The 19,869-nt window shown below is 35.7% G+C and carries 14 protein-coding genes and 1 pseudogene; 13 read left to right on the top strand and 2 right to left on the bottom strand.

Annotated elements, in window-relative coordinates:
* Positions 1 to 36 precede the first annotated feature (36 nt).
* The 12 genes and pseudogenes from ligA to LBD46_07885 all read left to right on the top strand — a co-directional run bounded on the left by ligA (position 37) and on the right by LBD46_07885 (position 12,025).
* Positions 37 to 2,034 (top strand): NAD-dependent DNA ligase LigA, encoded by a 1,998-nt coding sequence (gene ligA, locus LBD46_07940; GenBank protein MDR2427087.1) that lies wholly within the window; start codon positions 37 to 39, stop codon positions 2,032 to 2,034.
* A gap of 7 nt (positions 2,035 to 2,041) precedes the next feature.
* Entirely contained in the window at positions 2,042 to 2,764 is a 723-nt protein-coding gene (locus LBD46_07935; GenBank protein MDR2427086.1) for an RluA family pseudouridine synthase, read from the top strand.
* 21 nt (positions 2,765 to 2,785) lie between these two features.
* Positions 2,786 to 3,832 (top strand): DUF362 domain-containing protein, encoded by a 1,047-nt coding sequence (locus LBD46_07930; GenBank protein MDR2427085.1) that lies wholly within the window; start codon positions 2,786 to 2,788, stop codon positions 3,830 to 3,832.
* Between the two features lies 1 nt (position 3,833).
* Entirely contained in the window at positions 3,834 to 4,469 is a 636-nt protein-coding gene (locus LBD46_07925) for a recombination regulator RecX (GenBank protein ID MDR2427084.1), read from the top strand.
* Positions 4,470 to 4,516: 47 nt separating this feature from the next.
* Positions 4,517 to 6,073 carry a bifunctional phosphoribosylaminoimidazolecarboxamide formyltransferase/IMP cyclohydrolase gene (purH, locus tag LBD46_07920; GenBank protein ID MDR2427083.1) on the top strand — a complete coding sequence of 519 codons (1,557 nt, stop codon included), beginning with the start codon at positions 4,517 to 4,519 and terminating at the stop codon, positions 6,071 to 6,073.
* A gap of 158 nt (positions 6,074 to 6,231) precedes the next feature.
* Entirely contained in the window at positions 6,232 to 7,416 is a 1,185-nt protein-coding gene (locus LBD46_07915; GenBank protein ID MDR2427082.1) for a hypothetical protein, read from the top strand.
* A 542-nt stretch (positions 7,417 to 7,958) separates the two neighbouring features.
* Positions 7,959 to 8,537 carry an IS1595 family transposase gene (locus tag LBD46_07910; GenBank protein ID MDR2427081.1) on the top strand — a complete coding sequence of 193 codons (579 nt, stop codon included), beginning with the start codon at positions 7,959 to 7,961 and terminating at the stop codon, positions 8,535 to 8,537.
* Positions 8,530 to 8,679, top strand: coding sequence for a hypothetical protein (locus LBD46_07905; protein MDR2427080.1), 150 nt, complete (start codon positions 8,530 to 8,532; stop codon positions 8,677 to 8,679). The genes LBD46_07910 and LBD46_07905 overlap by 8 nt, the downstream gene beginning before the upstream one ends.
* Positions 8,680 to 8,788: 109 nt before the next feature.
* Positions 8,789 to 9,820: a hypothetical protein gene (locus LBD46_07900; GenBank protein MDR2427079.1), complete on the top strand. Its 1,032-nt coding sequence runs from the start codon at positions 8,789 to 8,791 to the stop codon at positions 9,818 to 9,820.
* A 2-nt stretch (positions 9,821 to 9,822) separates the two neighbouring features.
* A complete protein-coding gene (locus tag LBD46_07895) occupies positions 9,823 to 10,119 on the top strand; it encodes a hypothetical protein (GenBank protein ID MDR2427078.1) in 297 nt (98 codons plus the stop codon).
* Between the two features lie 465 nt (positions 10,120 to 10,584).
* Positions 10,585 to 11,692: pseudogene (locus tag LBD46_07890) on the top strand (IS3 family transposase).
* A 66-nt stretch (positions 11,693 to 11,758) separates the two neighbouring features.
* Positions 11,759 to 12,025 carry a hypothetical protein gene (locus tag LBD46_07885; GenBank protein MDR2427077.1) on the top strand — a complete coding sequence of 89 codons (267 nt, stop codon included), beginning with the start codon at positions 11,759 to 11,761 and terminating at the stop codon, positions 12,023 to 12,025.
* 175 nt (positions 12,026 to 12,200) lie between these two features.
* Here the strand turns inward: LBD46_07885 and LBD46_07880 are convergent, their stop codons facing one another.
* Positions 12,201 to 13,280 carry an LptF/LptG family permease gene (locus LBD46_07880; protein MDR2427076.1) on the bottom strand — a complete coding sequence of 360 codons (1,080 nt, stop codon included), beginning with the start codon at positions 13,278 to 13,280 and terminating at the stop codon, positions 12,201 to 12,203.
* The gene (locus tag LBD46_07875; protein MDR2427075.1) at positions 13,280 to 14,419 is read right to left on the bottom strand and encodes an LptF/LptG family permease; all 1,140 of its coding nucleotides are present in this window, start codon (positions 14,417 to 14,419) and stop codon (positions 13,280 to 13,282) included. Before LBD46_07875 ends, LBD46_07880 begins: the two co-directional genes overlap by 1 nt.
* Before the next feature lie 86 nt (positions 14,420 to 14,505).
* Between LBD46_07875 and LBD46_07870 the strand changes: the two genes are divergently transcribed.
* The gene (locus LBD46_07870; GenBank protein MDR2427074.1) at positions 14,506 to 19,836 is read left to right on the top strand and encodes a hypothetical protein; all 5,331 of its coding nucleotides are present in this window, start codon (positions 14,506 to 14,508) and stop codon (positions 19,834 to 19,836) included.
* The last annotated feature ends 33 nt before the right edge of the window (positions 19,837 to 19,869 follow it).

Here is a 19,869-nt window from a genome sequence, read left to right as displayed (position 1 = left end):
CACTTTTAAACCTTTTTGGAAGGTTTTTTTTATTTTATGGAACAAAATGTTAAAAAACGAATTGACTATTTAAAACAAGAAATTACACGGCATAATAAACTTTATTATGAGAAAGACGATCCTGAAATATCCGATACCGAATACGATAATCTCGTAAAAGATCTCGAACAACTTGAAGCAGCATATCCTCAGTTTGCAGTCAAAGATTCTCCTACGCAGAAAGTGTCCGGTATGCCGACATCTTCTTTCAAACAGGTAAAACATTCCTCAACAATGCTTTCTTTGGACAATACCTATTCTGTGCAGGAAACATCTGTATGGTACGAAAAAATTCTTAAAAGTGTACAAAATGACGATATTGAATTTATAGTAGAACCTAAAGTGGACGGCGTAAGCGCAAGCCTTACTTACATAAATGGAAATTTGACGACAGGTGCTACGCGCGGAGATGGAGAAACAGGAGAGGACATAACTGAAAATATCAAGATGGTTGAAGGCATACCTCATAAATTAAACGACGGGAAAAATTTTCTGGATTTTTTCGAACTGCGCGGTGAAATTTATATGGATAAAGAAAATTTTGCCACTATAAACAAAGAAATTCTTGATAACGGCGGACAAAAATTCGCAAATCCCAGAAATGCCGCCGCCGGCTCTTTAAGACAGAAAAATCCTCAGATAACGGCTTCTAGAAAATTAAAATTTTTTGTTCATTCTTTTGGTTCAGTTTCTGGAAAAGATTTTAAAAAGCATTCTAATTTTTTGGATTATTGTAAAAAATGCGGGTTTATACTGCAAAACAATGTTTTGCTGTGCCACAGTCTAAAAGAAATAAACGATTATATGGACGCAATGTTGAAAAAAAGAGAATCGCTTCAATATGAAATTGACGGACTTGTCATAAAGGTGAATGATTTAAAGCTTCAAAAAGAGTTAGGCTATACGAACAAAAGTCCGAGATGGGCTATAGCATATAAATTTCCTGCAAAACAGGCTACGACAAAACTTTTAAAAATACGTGTACAGGTTGGAAGAACTGGCATAATCACTCCGTCTGCAGTTTTGCAGCCTACGGAGCTTTCGGGAGTCATGATTTCACATGCCACGCTTCATAATTTCGAGGAAGTGGAAAGGCTTGGTGTAAATGAAGGCGATACAGTTTTAATCGAAAGAGCAGGCGACGTTATCCCTAAAATCGTGAAAGTTGTGAAAAAAGAAAGCGAAAATTTTTTTAAACCGCCAAGGTATTGTCCAAAATGTAAAAGCACGGTGGTCAAAGAAAAAGAAGAAGAAGTCGCATACAGATGCATCAATCCAGAATGTCCAGAACAATTCAGGAGACATCTTATACATTTTGCCGGCAGAAACGCCATGGACATAGAAGGTTTCGGCGAAGCTGTAATAGACCAGCTGCTTAAAAGAAACAAATTGCGTTCTATCGCAGATATATACCATTTGACTTTTGATGATTTTCTCGAACTCGACCTTTTCAAAGAAAAAAAAGCTAACAATCTTATTAAAGCCATCAATGAAAGTAAAAAACGTCCTTTAAGCAGGCTTCTCTTTGCACTTGGAATACATCATGTCGGAGAAAAAGCTTCAGAAATAATCGCTAAACAATTTAAAAGCATTGATTCGTTGTCGGATGCCTCTACTGATGATTTCATAAAAATAAATGAAATTGGAGAAACTCTTGCAAATTCGATAAAGAAATTTTTTGAAAATGCTTCGGTAAAATGCATAATCAAAACTTTAAAAGCTTCGGGTATAAACATGATGGAAGCCGAAAGTTCCGCTGCGGGAATGCAGTTTGAAGGTAAAATTTTTGTTTTGACAGGAGAGTTGTCGACATACACGCGCGGGCAGGCTGAAGAAATTATTAAATCGCTGGGTGGAAAAACTTCATCTTCTGTAAGCAAAAAAACGTCTTATGTTCTTGCCGGAGAAAATGCCGGCTCAAAGCTTGAAAAAGCCAAAACTCTGGGCGTTACCGTTATAGATGAAGAAGAATTTAATAAAATGGCAGGGAGATAGTATTTTAATGAAAAAAGAACTAACGGAGATTACAATATATCAGGACGACAATATAATTGTCGTAAACAAGCCATCGGGAATTTTAGTTATTCCTGATAAACATACAGACGAAAGCAAAACACTTATCGGCATACTTAAAAAACAGATGAGTCAAAAAATATGGGTTGTTCACAGAATTGACAGAGACACTACAGGAGTTATTGTTTTTGCTAAAAATGTTCAGGCACACAAAGCCGTGAGCATGCAGTTTGAAGCTTCCGAAGTTAAAAAGAATTATATAGCCTTGCTTTCGGGAGTTTTGGAAGATGATGAAGGCGTTATCGACAAGCCGATACTTATTTCAGGAAGAGACGTTTCAATAGATGAAACTGGAAAAAAATCTATGACAAATTTTAAAGTTTTGGAAAGATTTAAAAGTTATACGCTCGTATGCGCGCAGCCGCAGACTGGAAGACGACATCAGATAAGAATTCATTTTTGGAGTATAGGACATCCTTTGGCGGTGGACTGCAAATATGGAAGTGCCCAGCCTTTATATTTATCATCATTTAAACGAAATTATAAAGAAAAAAAAGGAATTAAAGAAAAACCTTTAATTGACAGGCAGACTCTTCATGCTGCTGCATTAACTCTTAAAATACCCGGTCAAAATATGGAAACAACTTTTGAAGCCGCCATACCTAAAGATTTTGAGTTGATGATGAAACAGTTGAGAAAATACCATAAATAAATTTAATGGGGGACTTAAAAAATGGCAAATAAAGTTTATTTTTTGTCATGGGATAGAAGGGGGGAACTTTACAGTTTTCTAAAAAAGGCCAGAGTTTTTGACCATGTAAAAGCAAGACAGTATTTGGCGATAAAAATGCATTTTGGCGAAGAAGGAAACGATGGTTACATAAAATCTAAATATGTCTCTCAGATAGTGAAAATAGCCAAAGAAAAAACGGCTTTTCCTTTTTTAACCGACACAAGCACTATTTATGTCGGAAAACGTTCTGATGCTTATCATCATCTTTTGATTGCTGACAAACATGGATTCAATATAGTCAATTGCGGCTGCCCCGTAATCATAGCCGACGGGCTGAGAGGAAATGCGCAGGAAGATATTAAAGTCAATTTTAAACATTTTAAAAACGTAAGCATTGCGCGCGATATATTTTATTCTGACAGTTTTATTTTTTTAAATCATTTTAAAGGGCATGAAGTTACGGGTTTTGGAGGAGCTTTGAAAAATATGGGTATGGGTTGCGGAAGCAAATCCGGCAAATACGCTATGCACCACAGTTCAAAACCTAAAGTAAGAGCCGAAAGATGCAAAGCCTGCGGACAATGTGTAAAATGGTGTGCTCAAAATGCATTGAAGCTCATCGAGAAAAAAATAGTTATGGATGCCGGCAAATGCGTTGGATGCGGACAATGCATAGTAACATGTGCTTTCAATGTTTTCGGATTGAAGTGGAATGAAGGAACGCTTGTCGTTCAGGAAAAAATCGTCGAATATGCCGCAGCAGTAATAAAAGGCAAAAAAAGTTCCAGCATTAACTTTTTAAATCATATAAGCAAATTCTGCGACTGTTTCTCGATGGCTAAAAATCCCCCTATGATGAAAGATATAGGAATAATAGCAGGAAACGACCCTGTAGCTGTTGACCAGGCAAGTTACGATATGGTCAAAAAAGTGTATGGAAAAGACCTTTTTAAAGAAATGCATCCGGATTTAGACCCATCCATACAGCTTGAATATGCGCAGATGCTCGGAATAGGTTCAAGAGAGTACGAATTGGTAGATTATTGATATGCTGATAAAAAAAATAGAAAGAGTCAAAGGAAGAAAAAATATATTTAAAATCTTTTCGGAAAACGAAAAAAGCTTTTTGCTTTCTGCGGATGCCATAGTAAAGTTCGAGTTAAAAGAAGGAAAAATTTTAACTGAAGTGGAATTTAAAGAAATATTATCTTTTGACAAATCTGGCAGTGTCATTGCCGACGCTCTTTTGCTTGTCGGAAAACATCCTTACGGTTCAAAAAGTTTATACGATAAGCTTATTATAAAAGGACACGATCCACGCAATGCGCAGGCGGCAGTCGATAGGCTTAAAAAACTTAACTATTTAAACGACGCCAAATTTGCCGCCGATTATGTGCAGTATCTTAAAAACAAGGGAAAAGGCGAATTTGTTTTGCGGCACGAACTTGAAAGACATCTGGCAGATAAAAATATTATAGACAATATATTGAAAACTCTTAGAGAGGCAGAAGAGCCTCATGAACGGATTATTGGAATAATTAGAAAAAATTTCAAAAAATTAGACTTCAAAGATAAAAATGAAGTGAGAAAAGCCGCAGCCTTTTTTTTAAGAAGAGGTTTTTCTTCAGAAAATATAGCAAAAGCTCTGAGAGAGTATAAAGGAGTAAATTTGGATGAAAATTAAAACATATTTTTACATAATAAAAAATTTTATTTAAAGGAGAAAAAACAATGGCTACGGCTCTTTTAAGCGTGTATGACAAAACCGGATTAACGGATTTTGCAAAAGAATTAAGAACACTCGGCTGGAAAATAATTTCCAGCGGGGGAACGGCAAAAATGCTTACAGACAATAAAATTGAATGTGCGGAGATTTCGGAAATTACGGGTTTTCCTGAAATTCTTGACGGAAGAGTAAAAACACTTAACCCTAAAATACATGGAGGAATTCTTGCGGTAAGAGATAAAAAAGATCATATTGAACAACTTGAAAAACTCGGCATAAATAAAATAGATATTGTCGCTGTAAGCCTCTATCCGTTTGAAAAAATGATGAACGAAATTCCAAAACCTGAAGATAAAAAAATAGCTCAAGAAATAATCGAAAATATCGATATAGGCGGCGTTGCACTTTTGAGAGCGGCCGCTAAAAATTATAGAGACGTTATAGTTATTTGCGGCGTTGAAGATTATAAAACAGTAATAGACAGCTTGAAAAATAATTCCGTAAGCGAAGAATTCAAACTTACGCTTGCGGCAAAAGCTTTCAGGCATACGGCTTATTATGATTCACTTATTTCGAATTATCTTACTTATGAAAAATTCCCTTCTCACACTTCAATCCCACTCAATAAACTTTCCAGCTTAAGATATGGCGAAAATCCGCATCAGGAAGCCGTTTTGTACGGAAATGGAAACGGACAAAACAAACCGATCGTAATTTCGGCAAAACAACTGCATGGAAAAGAGCTTTCATACAATAATTATCTCGATTTGGAAACGGCATGGAGGCTGGTACACGAATTTTCCGACCCTGCATGTGCTATCATAAAACACAACAACCCCTGTGGCTGTGCTGAAGGAACCGATTTAAAAGATGCTTATTTGAAGGCATTGTCATGCGATCCCGTCAGTGCTTTCGGTGGAATAATAGCTTTTAATAAAGCGGTTGGAGAAGATACTGCATGCGAAATCGCCAAACTGTTCGTAGAATGTATAATAGCTCCAGATTATTCTCAAGGCGCTTTAGATATTTTTATGCAAAAGAAAAATATAAGACTTTTAAGACAGGCAATACCTTATGAGGAAGAAAAGAATACTATAGAATACAGAATGATGTCTTACGGCATGCTTGTTCAGGACCGCGATAATCGCATTTTTTCGGAAATGAAAGAAATGAGCACGCGCAAACCGACAAAAGAAGAAAACGATGCGCTTGATTTTGCATGGAAGGTATGCAAGCACGTTAAGTCGAATGCAATTATTCTGGTAAGAGGAAGGCAAACCGTAGGCATAGGCGCTGGACAAATGAGCAGAATAGATTCGTTGCAGATAGCTCTTAAAAAAATGAAAGAAGCCGCAATAGCCATTAATGAAAAAGCTTATAGCCTTGTTTTAGCTTCAGACGCTTTTTTTCCATTTCCTGACGTGGTTGAAACTTCGGCAAAAGCAGGTGTTACTGCAATAATACAGCCTGGTGGCTCGATAAAAGACCAAGAGTCGATAAACGCAGCAAACGTAAACGGAATAGCCATGGTCGCCACCGGAATGAGACACTTTAAACATTGAGAAGTAATCTTGAATTAAATTTTTCGCAGGAAAGGCGCGGAATTTTTTAAAATTGGGCAGCTTTTTTATATGCTGCAATATTTATTGTTATGCCAATGTTATTATAATATGGTATAAAATAGAAAAATATATATTATTATATGAAGGAGAAAAATAAAATGAAAAAAATTTTAATTTTTGTAATATGTTTATTTTTATCGCTTCAGCCGGCGTTTGCGCAGAACAAAAAACAGAATTCAGGATTTAACAGAAACACGTCAACACAAAATCAAAAAAGCAGTTCTCGAAACATCTTTGGCCACAATAAAAATAATAGTTTTAGAAAGAGCGAACCGGTTAATATTCGCATAAATAATAATAGCAGTGACGATTTTCAGCGACGCAAAAGTTCGGTTGTTACTCCTGCACCGGCTGTGCTTAAAAGCGTTAACTCTAAGCCTCAGCTGAAAAATGTCAAACCTGCCGTCACAAAAAGAGAGAACGTAAGACCGTCAGGTAATGCGGCAAGAAATAATGCAAATAACCCTAATAGCCGTAGATATGAACGACGCAAAGATGTGAATGCAAATCCTGTCATTACAAAAAGCAATGCCGTCAGGCAGCGTTCTTTTAGCAATAATAATTATAGAAAACTCGAGCAAAGTAGAAGTAATAATACAAACAGAAGTTACGCTAAATCTGTAAAGCACAATAGTATAAACAACCAATTAATCCGTCACAGACATCACATACCTCCGAAACGTTACCGTCCTAGAACATATTATCCTTATTCACACTATTACAGGCCTGCCAGATTCTTTTCGGCTGTAAACTTCTTACTTTTTCCTTTTGGATATTTATCTTTCCATCATCATTATGCGCACCACTACTATTACACGCCATATTATACAGGAACGGCAGTTTATTACGGATATAATAATTATAATTATTTTACCAGCAACAAACTTTCTGCTGACTATACAATGCTCAACGATGATACTGAAGAAGGAGGCATATTTTACGACACGACTTCAGTTCCGGAGCTGTCGGATATAAAAATTCAAAATACAAGATTGATAAACAGCGAAAAAAATTTGATAGGTTTTGAAATAGATAACGGTTCAAAATATTACATAGCGTCAATATCTTTTAAAATAACTGTAAGAGGTGAGGATTATACCAATACCAAAAGCGGTATTTTCTATAAACCGAATAAACCACTTGCTCCTGGAGAGAAAGAATTTTACAAAATATCGTTAGATGATTTAGAACTGTATTTGCCTGAAACATATACAATTTTTGCCGATATAGAAAGTATCACTACTCCTTCCGGAAGCACGATAACTGACAATAGTACATATTAACCTTCCCATGATTTTCAGTACTGACGACAATAGTAAAAATACATTTGCTGGTGTACTCTTATAACATCATTATATTCTTTTGTCTTCAGTAAAAAAGGGGAAGAACTTGAAGAGTTGTAACAAAGCTTTTATGGCAATTATATACTTGACAGACCCAAAATAAAATGGTAGCATATTCTTAGACGATAAAACATATCTAAGGAGATTCTAACAATGAACAACTTTAATTCACTAATAGACTTCCTGAAAGTCTTCGACACAGAACAGAAATGCATAAACTACCTAACAAAAATAATTTGACAAGGCGGCGAATACTGCCCTCATTGCGGATCAGTGAAGAAGATTTCCCACTTTAAAAACAGTAATATCCATAAATGCACTGATTGCCGTGTAAAGTTTTCAATCAAGGTTGGAACTTATATTTGAAGATAGCAAGATACCTCTTTTAAAGTGGTTTATGGCTGTTTATTTGATGACTTCTCATAAGAAAGGCATATCAACTTACAACTATCAAAAGACTTAGGCGTAACGCAAAAAACAGTTTGGTTCATGCTTCAAAGGCTAAGCATGCGATGGAGACGGAATCATTTAAAAAACCTCTTAAAAACATCGTTGAAGTGGATGAAACCTATGTCGGCGGTAAAGAAAGCAATAAACACAAAGACAAAAGAACTCAGGCATATAATAAAGTCCAGGGAGATAAGGCTCCAATCCTCGGAATGCAAGAATTAGCAGGGGATTTAAAACTTGTTCACTTTGAGAAAACAAACAGAGAGAATATTAAGCCTATCCTTAACCGGCACATATCCAAAAATGCTACTATACATACAGATGAAAGCCCGGTATATAAATTCTTAAAGAACCGGAAATTTGTAAATCATCATCAGAAACAGTATGTTAATTGCAGCGTAACAACAAATCATATTGAAGGTGTTTTTAGCCACTTTAAGAGGAATATAAAAGGCATATATCATTGGTGCAGCAAGAAGCATATTCAGATGTACGCTAATATGTTTTGCTTTAGGTGGAACACAAGAGATTTTAGTCTCCAAGATAGGATCACATTTTTTGAAAACATATCAGGTAAAAGAATCCAATATGAGGAGTTAATTAATGGATAATAATAAAAAGAAGTTTGAAGAGACCATGAATAAACTTGCTAAAGTAAAAAAAGATGAAGTTAATCATGATGTTAGTAAATATATAGTTAGTAAGAAATCTTCAAAGAAATCTAAAAAGTCTGTTGTTTTGAGACCTGCTTGAGTTTAAGCTAAAAGTAAGAAAAATTGTTTTATAATGAAATATTTGTGTTTTTGTAGTATACTTTTTACGAAAATGGAAAATATAGTATTTTGTAAAATAAGGAGTAACAATGGCAGATAAAATAGAGTTTCATTTTAAAGGTGGCAATGCAGATAAACAACAATTGCCTGTTGAATACATGATAAACCTACTCTCTAATGTTAAGGATTTAGCATATTTAATGATTGCACAATATCAAGGTATAACATTTAATGAGAGATTTAGACCATCAAAAGAAATTAAGGAACAATGTTTTATAAATTGCGAATTGCCAAAAGATGGTAGCTATAATCAGGCAATTTCAATAGGATACAGAGAAGATATTTTATTACCTGTTTTTAATGTAAAAGAATCTTTAGATAATTTTTTTACTTTTAGTGCAAAGAATGATGAGAAAGAGATTGAAAGAGTTTTTCCTCACCCGAAAATGAGGATAAAAGCATTATCTCATGTGAGATCTGCTTTTCCACCATCTGATGATGCTATATATGTTGAAATTAATAATATTCCCGAAATCAGCAGCAAGTCTATTCAAAAAAACATAACTACTATTATTGATAAAACTATAACTGTCGTTGAAGAATACATGACTGTAGTGACAGGACGTTTAGTAAGCATTGATTTTGAAGAACATAAAATTGTAATAACTCATCCAATGACTAAAAGGCTTTTAGACTGCTTTTATAATGAAGATGTTGAAGATATGCTTTTGGAAAATAGAAGAGATTTAGTCCAAATTACGGGACAGGTTATTTTAGATGAAAATGATCAACCAAAAAAAATAACAGATGTAATAAGTATTCAAGAAGTTGATTTGTCCCCTATAGAAATTGACCATATAGAATGTAACGGCATAAAGCTAAAGCCGAAAAGACAGCTTATATTGACTCCAAAGTTAGATGAAACAGAACAGTTATATCTTATTGAAAATCCCTCTATAGGGTTGGAACTTTTTGCATACACTAGACAAGAGCTATACAATGATATTAAGTTGGATATTTGTTATTTGTGGGAAGAATATGCAAAAGTTGATGATGATATATTGTCTGAAGATGCAAAAAAACTTAAAACTAATTTATTAGATGCATTTAAGGAGATTTAAGAATGTCTATAAGCAGAGATAGAGAGACCATTAAAGAAAATCTCCAAAAGAAAGGCTTCAACTTAAAAGATGGAGGAGACCACTGGAGATTTATTTACTATTCAAAAGATGGTAAAAAAACAGCTGTCCATACAAAAATAAGTAGAGGAACAAAATATAAGATGTTAAGAGATAATTTATTAGCTCAAATGGCAAAACAATGTAAGTTGGTAAAGTCTGATTTTAAAGATTTAATAGATTGTCCTCTTTCCAGAGATGTCTATGAAAAGAAATTAGAGGAACAATCTATAGCTATATAAGAGGTATATTTTGTACATGTAAGCCTACAAAGGTTTAAAACATAAAGATTATTTGTCGGGAACGCAAAGAAAGATTGCGTTTTGCTTGTCAGTCGTAAAAGTCTGAGGGCATACTAGAAACCACAAATAATCGTTTGCTATTTGCCCGGCTCTTCGGAGCTGGGTAGAGGGCGGTGATTATACGGGTTATTCTAGTAGCCTAAATAATTTCGCCGCTCTTTTTTTTATAGGGCGAAACAAATAAAAGGAGGTTTGTTAATGGGAAACCCGGTTTATGGATTGGGTTGGCATGCTTGCAAATGGTTTTTTATTAAAGTAGTTATTCCTGCCGTAGCTGTTGTTACTGGCGGCGCAGGTTATGTTGCTGGAAAGCATTCTAAAAAGAAGCAGTGACCTTTCCCCAAAAAAGTAAACTATTTGCGAATTAGTGAAAAAAGAAGGAAAATAAAGCGAATGGAGGATTTTATGGGGAAGAAGAAATTCAGTGAAGAGCAAATAATCGGGATATTGAAAGAGGCAGAAAGCGGAGTAAAAATAGTAGATTTATGTAGGAAGCACGTGATGAGCGATGCAGCATATTACAAATGGAAGATGAAGTATTCAGGGCTAACAGTGAACGAATTAAGACGGCTAAAGGCATTAGAAGAAGAAAACAGGCGGTTAAAGAACATCGTAGCAGATCAGGCACTTGATATAAGAGCGTTGAAGGAAATAAACGAAAAAAACTTTTAGAGCCCGAGACAAGAAGAAAAGCAGCAGAGTATTTGAAAGTAAGTCTTGGGCTGAGGGAAAGGCGGGCATGTAAAATAGTAGGGATAGACAGAAGCAGCCATAGATATAAAAGCAAGAAAACTGATGAAGCGATAAGAGAAAGGCTGATAGAATTAGCACATGAAAAGAGACGATATGGAAGTCCAAGGTTGCATATACTGTTAAGACGAGAAGGATATGTAATAAATCATAAAAGAACAGAACGGATATACAGAGAAGCGAGTTTATCATTAAGAAAAAGAAGACGTAAGAAACAAATATCAGTGATAAGAATGCCGTTGAAAACAGCAAAAGAAGCCAATGAGCAATGACGATGGATTTTGTGTTAGAGAGTTTATGGAACGGAAGAAAGATAAAGATACTGACGATAATAGATAAGTACACGAGAGAATGCCCATATTTAGAAGTTGATACGTCAATAAACGGCAGAAGGATAGTAGAAGTATTGGAACGAATAAGAGGTGTAAGGGAATTGCCGCAAGCAATCACGGTAGATAATGGACCGGAGTTCACGGGCAAGGTATTAGACGAATGGGCATATAGGAATAATATACAGTTAGATTTTATAAAACCCGGAAAGCCTGTAGAAAACGGATACATAGAAAGTTTTAATGGAAAATTAAGAGATGAATGTTTGAATGAGAACAGATTTTTGAATATAAGAGAAGCGAAAGAGAAAATAGAAGAATGGCGCAAAGAATACAATGAAACAAGACCGCATAGTTCTTTAAAAGGTTTAAGTCCAAACGAGTTCATGAAAAAACAAGCAGAAATTATGGCATTAAAAACAGCTTTTCACTAACTTACAAGCGGTCGAACTTTTGGGGAAAGGTCAGCAGAAGAAGAAATAAAATCAAGGAGAAATGAAATGAATAAAATTATCACAGCATTGTTTGCGGTTGTCTTATTTGCAGGAGTAACAATGGGAGCCAATGGTGTTATTACTCCAGAAGAAAGAGGCGAGAGGGGTTATGGGCAGAGATCTAATAGTTATTATGCGCAGCAAGCACAAGATAGGAAAAGTGCTTATAACCAACAGCAACGCCATAATCAAATGCGGCAGCAATGTAAAAGTATGCAGCAACAAAAAGAAGAGGCTGCATTAGAGAGAGAATTAAAAAAACTATTTCGTTAATATAAAAATAATAAGATAAGTCTTTAAAATAAAAACTCCCTGCATTGTTTTGATGTGGGGAGTTTTGTTTTTGTTATGTGTGGGTCTGATAACTATATAATTGCCGCTTTTATTATTGACAATCAGACAAAAAATAAACTAACTACCGCTGATACAAAGTGAAATAATAAGGCTGTTATTTTTTTACGCGTATGAGAAGAACTATGCCTATGGCAAAGAAAATAAAATTTGGAAGCCATGCGGACATAAAAGGCGTGAGAATGGCATTTTCACCTAAAGACTGGGTAATTGCCTGCACACCCCAATAAATGAAAGAAGCCACCACGGCCATCGTAAAGCTTAAAATTTTACCGAATCTCGGACCTATCCCCAAAGCAAAAGGAATGCCTATCATCATCACGACCAAATGGCAAAATACAGAAGCATAACGTATATTTAAAACGATTCTTTCTTTCAGGGCAGTTTTTGCGAACATTTGAAGCTGATAAATATACTTTTGAAAATCATAAGTGTTCATCATTTCATAACGCATTTTTTTAAATGCAAAATCGTCAGGTTTCAAATGTATGTCGGATTCGTAATCTTTAAAATAAATTTCATTCCATAAACCTGTCCCAAACTCTCTTATAACGCCATTTCTAAGAGTCCATGTTTTATTTTTCCAAACTCCTTCTGCGGCGAGAACCAGCCTTTCTATATAAAAATCTTCACTGTATTTTTCAAGAATAATATCTTTCATGAGCTTTTCTTTAGTATCTATGTATCCAACTGTCATACGGACATTGTTCGGAAGAGAAACTATAAGATTTTTAAACTCTGTCTGCATCTGTATTTTTTCTTTTTGTATTTTTTCTTTTCTTACTTTTTCATTAAACGCAGTAGTGTGTGGAACAATAAGTTCTCTGATAGCCAAATCAGCTCCGCCTATCAAAATACCAAGCGTCATAAACAAAACAATTATTCGCCACATATTTATTCCGGCAGCTTTCATTGCTGTTATTTCATTTTTTTTTGCCAGATCGCCTAATGAAAAAAGCAATGCAAGCAAAGTGGAAACAGGGAGAACCTGTATTATCCACCAAGGTACATTTGAAACGAGATGCTGAATAACTATTAAAAAAGGAGTTTTATTTTCCATATAAAAACTAAGCTCTCTAAAAAGCTCAGATATAAGGACAATAAAACCGAAAGCGAATGACGTGAAAGAAAATATCGTAAGAAATTTTCTACTTACGTACAAATATAAAGTCTTCATTATTTTTTTACCATTTTTATGAATAGAAATACACCGGCAGATGAAATAACGGCATTTGGCAGCCACATTATAAATTTGGGATCTGCATAATTTTTTTCACTCAAATTCATAGCAATTACTAAAAGCATATAATAAACAAAAATCACTCCCAAACTCATTCCAAATCCTATGGCTTTTCCGCCTTTGCCGGCCATTATGCCTATCGGAACGGCAACAAGGGCAAATGCGATCGGCGCAAGCGCCAATATCCATCTCATCCAAAACTCTATGGCATATACTATATAAGGCAAGTTCTGTTCTTTATATTGCTTTATTGTTTTTAAAATTTCGACTGACGACAATTGCTGCATAGTTGTATTATTGGCTTTTTTGGCATCGGTTAGCGGTATAAAAAAAGTATAAGTTTTAAACGTCATATGTATCATATTTTTAATGTCGGAAGGGTGAGCGCGCTGCCAGTAACCGTCAAACAGTTTCATCTGCACACCGTTTAGGTAAACTTTTACCGCCGCAGAAGAAGCGGCGATGCGCCATGACCCATGTTCCCATTCCTCTTTTTTTTCCTGATATGACTGTCTTCTTTTTTCTTTCTCGTCTTTTTCGAATCGGTATATGTTTATTCCAGACATCGTATTGTCCAGACTGTTAACTTTATTGGCATAAATTTGATAATCTCCAAGTTTTACTATGCTTTTTTCATCAAATCTCACAAGAGGACGTTTCATGATGATTTCTTCAAACAGACTTCGGAAGTTGCCATGCATGGAAGGAGACCAAAAATGGTTGAAAAATACAAGAAAAAAAGAAATCAAAGCCACAAAAATAATTATCGGAACTGACAATGTCTTATAATCCGCTCCGGTAGCTTTCATCGCGGTAATTTCATTATCTTCGGAAAGTCTCCCGTAAGCTATCAAAACGCCAAACAGCACCGCCATCGGGATCGCAAGAGTTAAAATGTTTGGAAGTATAAAAATAAAAAGTTTTATTACAAGCCACAAAGCCACACCTTTTGAGAGAAAAAGGTCAACAAGCTGAAAAACCTGATCCAAAAGCAAAATCATTGAAAAAACAGCCAACCCAAAAATAAAGGACCCACAGAATTCTTTTATAATATAAAAATGTAATTTTTTAATCATAATTTAATTTGAAATTATATCAAAAATTTATGGAAGAATGAATAAGAATTTAATATAATTTAAAAATATATAAACTCACAAACAAAATGAAAACATTAAAAGCAATTTTACCCTTATTTTTATTGTTTTTTTTCGCCATTTGCATGGCGGATTATAGACCAGCAAATAAAAAAAAATATTCTTTAATTGACGAAAATGACAAAATATATAGACAGTTTGAAGATTACGGCAAAAAATATTCAAATATTCAAAGCATAGAATCTTCAGTGACGGTAATTTCGGCGTTATTGTCTGATTTTGAAAGGCAGATGCTGCCGGAAACCACTCAGGAAATTGCCGGCAGGGAAGTTTTGGAGTATCTCAATGAAAGTGTTTTTTCAAATCTCGGATATTCTTCGCAAAAATGGAAGAAAAAAGATACACTTCCCGCTGATTATAAAACCGAATCTTCTTCACAAACCACAAAGCCACAGCAGGAAATGCTGCCTCCGGGAATTATTGCGTCTTTGCCTTTTGAGGCACAGCTTTCTCTTTCCGGCAGAAAACTTATCGGAATGGAGTACACCGCACGGCAGTACGATAAAGAAGAAGATGGAAAAAGAAAAAATACTTCTTCACTCAATATGGAACAGGAACTCCAGATGAGAATTTTAGGAAGAGTCGGCAACAGGCTTGACATTAATGTAGATTATGACGATACTGCGGATAAAAAAGATATTTCCTTAGTATATAAAGGGGCTCCGGATGAATTTATAGAGGAAGCGGCATTTGGAGACATATCCGTAGCACTTCCGACTACAGAATTTATGAACTACTCTAAAGAGTTATTTGGTTTAAAAGTCGATACAAGATATAAAACATACTCTTTGGACGCTTTTTTCAGTAAAACGAAAGGTGCCTCGGAAATAAAGCGTTTTGAAGGTAATACACAGCTTGAAAGAAAAACCATTGCAGATACTTCATACATACGTTTAAAATATTTTTCGATTAATGACCCTAACATATCTATACGGCCTATAAAAGCTGGAAGCGCGCGCATTTTTATGGATTATCAAAGAATAGACCCAAATTTAAACGTATCGATTACAACTTCAACACCTCTAAACTTTTTAAAAAATCGTACTATTTCACCGACCGACCAATATAGAGGAAATTTTGTGCTGCTAGTAGCTGGGCAAGACTATACTATTGATTACAATACAGGAATAATAACGTTCAGAAATCAGCTTGCAAGTAATTATGTGGCAGCGGTAGATTATCAGTATATAGACGATACATGGCTCAGTTCAGGCGGTTCAGCTCCGGGTGTTCCTCTGATTATAAAAGACGTAAACAATACGACGCAGCGTTCCATGGAATTAAAAACGTATTATAATCTCGGAAATTTAAAAATCATACGCGATAATGGAAGGGGAAATTTTACGCTTGAGCTTAAAGATTTAAACGGCGATGTGCCTACGGTTATAAATCCGGGAAATAAAACCATGATTCCATCGTATCCTTCAAATATTACGGTTGATTTTGAAAACGGGATATTTCATTTAAATCCGGTTGATGGTGAACCTCTCGCAGACGATTTATATACTTTAAACAATCACAGATACGATTTTATAACCGAATACCAATACGTGGTAAAAATTCTTACTCTGCGACCGGGAATAGTGCCGCAGTCGGAAAAAGTCATTATCTCTGGCAGAGAATTGAAAGCAAACACGGATTATATAATAGATTATGACCTGGGAATTTTGACGATAATAAATGAAACGCTAATAACGGCTACTTCCGTAATAGACGTTTCATATGATTATTCTATGTTCGGTTCCGCGGCGGAATCTACTCTGGTTGGAATGCGTACAAACTTAAATTTGACAAATAATATAAGTATAGGCGGTAGTCTGCTTTACGATTTTACAGCCAAAGGCGCAGTCCTTCCTGATATAAGAAGCACTCCTAGAAGTCTTTTGGTTGGAGAGGGAGACATTAAAATAACGGATTTAAAAATAAATTCTCTTAATATTACTATTAATGCAGCTGCTGAATATGCCGTGAGCTCTCAGGATGACAACACTTCCTCAAAAGCTTTAATCGATTCTTTTGACAGCGCGGTTTATGAAGACAATGCGGCTATGGTTGACGAAAGCTGGCTACATTCAGCGGACAAAAGTCCCGCTACTAAGAGAAACCTTAACGAACTTTCATGGAGAAGTTATGATATTGCTCTCAGAGAAATAAGTCCTCAACTTGAAATAGTTGATGGGCAAAAACAGCTTGTGCTGGAAATAGATTATGACGTTACAACTCGTTCGCAGATTGCAATGGCGCAAAAACTTTCACTTTCAGGATATGATTTTTCAAAAAAGCTGTACGCAGAAGTATGGATAAAAGGAGACGGAAAAGGTGCAAAATTTGCCGTCGATTATACCACAAGCATAAACGAAGACACCGACGGAAATGGACTACTGGATACCGAAGATACCGATGGCAACGGAATTATAAGTCCTTGGGAAGATACGGGACAGACTTTTCATGACGTAAGCGGAGGTCAGCCTTCACTTATAGGCGCGCATAATGGAAAACTTGACACTGAAGATTTAAACGGAAATGGAATTCTTGACACTTTTGAAAATGTCGCAGGTGGTATAGATTTAAGTGTTGCGTCCGCAGTAATTACCGATGAAAATGGAATAACGCATAATTCTATAGATTGGACGGGCTGGAAAAGATTTAAAATCCCGCTGGATATGAGCAGTCCGGAAAATTGGAAAAATATAAGAATTCTGCGTTTAAGAATTATTAGAAACAGCGGCGGACAGGCTGGAAAAATCATAATAGGAAAAATTTCTATCGTCGGAAATAAATGGGAAAAATCCGATTCGAACCCTTTAAATGTAACTTCGTCCATAGGCATTTCTGACCCTGACTATGTTTCGCTTCTGTCAAACTCATATTATCAGGAACTTTACGATACAGACAATTCCATAAAAAAAGACGAACAGTCGTTAAGACTGCAATATGTTTCAACTATTACCGCAAGGTCTGTATATATCGGAGAAGCTCTGGATATTTCAAAATATGACAGCATCCGCTTTTTTGTTTTTCCAAAAAATGCGCAGCCCGGTGACCAGATTATTTTTCGCGCCGGCAGCAATGACGATAACTATTTCGAATATAAACTCCATATTGACGCGGCTGACATAGGAAGATGGAAATTAATTAAAATAGACCAAGAAGGAAGCGGCAGAGCAGTGCGGTGGAGTTCTTCCGAACCCGCCGCAGTGATAACTTCTTCCGGTACGCCTTCGCTTGAAAAGATTTCACAGATTACTGTCGGAGTAATTCCGTCAGTTCCATTAATGAACGGCGACGTATGGTTTAACGAAATACATGTTATGGGTAGCAAAAAAATTAACGGTACGGCATGGCATGCAGGCGGAAATATACGCTGGAACGGTTCAAAAAGAATAGGCGCGATAACTTTAGGGGCAAACAGAAAAGCTATTGAAAGAGATTTTCAAACGGTTACCGCTGGAGTGTATAACAGGGATTATCTCGAAGACAAGGCTTATGTCTCTTTTGACGGCTTCAGGACCGAAACTTTAATGCTACTGCCGATAAAAGCTCAGTTGTCAAAGACAAGAACCGTTACGCCAAACATTATAAACAATAATTCCAATCTTATTTCAATTAAAGAAGAAGGAACCGTAGTCACGTATTCTGGTTTTGGAGAAACTTCGCTTGATTTGGGTGTGGACTTTCCGAAATTGGCAGCACAATATTCCAGAGCGGTTATAGATTCTTCAGAAATAGAACAGCTTGAAGACAGAGAAACTATTTCAGGAAGCTTAGTCTATAATAATCCCGTTGTGTTTCCTCTTTTGCCCACAAACGTTATGGCAAACGCGCAGATAATAAATTCGTATTATAAAGTATATCCATCGACGCCGATGGCAGACTCTGACTCATTTTTAGGACTGGACGCTTTTAAATCTTATTTGGATATTAACGAGTACCACACACTTGAACAGACAGAAATGTTTGCGGTAAAACTTCCTTTCAAATTTTCAAAAGGTATTTTATTTTCTCCTTCGTATTTGATGGACAGAATCAGAGAAAAAAATCGCGATTTTGCACAAGAAATAAGTTATGATAAAACTCTAAACCAGACAGTAGGTGCAAGTCTTGTTTTGGGGATAATAAATTGGTTCAGCCCGACTTTCACGTACAGCATAAACACTAAAGAAAATTATAATGTGATTTCAAGTACTAATCCTGTAAATTTAATTATTCCCGGAGAAAAGAAATATATAGAAAGAAGCGGCATAGGCGAAATATCATGGAATCTAAACGCTTATGACATAGCTTCAAACGTATATTTAAAAAGCCTTGTATTTTCGGCATATTACAGGCTTCAGGATTCGGATTCCTATGAAAACGTCTACAAAGAATTTAATTCCACAGGCTTTTCAGCCGATAAACTTTGGATAAGAAACAATAACCTTATGGAAATTCTGCCTTCGTACTCTTCAAACTCTTATACAGTAAAAAGCATTTTAAACAGAGATGACATCAGAGTAAACGGAAGGTACGCTCCTTTTGAAGCTTTCAAACTAAAAGGACATCTTTCTCCTTTAAACACGCTGATTGCAAATTTTACTTACACGGAGGGAAGCGAAAGTTCATACATTACAGGAACGATAAAAGACGTATACACGCAGATATGGCCGGAACTACTTGTGGGAATGTCCGGAATTGAGAGATTTTTCGGTTCTGTATCGTGGATGAGCGATACTCAGTTTAATTTTAAATTTCACAATAAACACATAATTACTTATGGAGTATCCAATGCGGAAGACATAATGTACGGTTTTGATTATAGGTGTAAACTGTTTAAGAAGTTCGATTTATATTTTTCGATTGAAAACACTGGTACGGATGAAGATGATTTTGAAACGAGCAAAAGCTTATCCAACGGACTGGCTAAAAAAATTGTAGGACAGGGAGCTTTTGATTGGGGAAAATGGAGATTCAGCCTGCGTTATGAAAATGAAGATCAGTGGAGAACAAATGCTGAAGGCAAATATGCAACTCAGGTGCTAAGAAACAGCTATCTAGGCCAGATAAACTCCGATTTAACGCTTCCTGCAGGAATAAAAATACCTTTTATAAACAAAATAATACCTTTGACAAATAGAATAATTTTCCTGTCGAATCTAAAATACATAACTCAAGATTCGGAAACCAACATAGAAACCGACAATAATACGAACTATGGAGCAAACCTAAGTGCCGATTATGAAATCTCAAAATATTTCAGAATCACGCTCGGTGCTTCGTATGACAGATTCGAATATACATACAATCCCAACTTAAACTACACAAACCTTTCATTCGTCTCAAAACTTACAATACAATTCTAAACGGTAAATAACACAACAATACAGAGTATAGTT

This window comes from Candidatus Endomicrobium procryptotermitis (assembly GCA_031279415.1).
In the GTDB taxonomy this organism is placed as follows: Bacteria; Elusimicrobiota; Endomicrobiia; order Endomicrobiales; family Endomicrobiaceae; genus Endomicrobium_B; species Endomicrobium_B procryptotermitis.
This window is presented reverse-complemented; position numbering and strand designations above follow the sequence as displayed.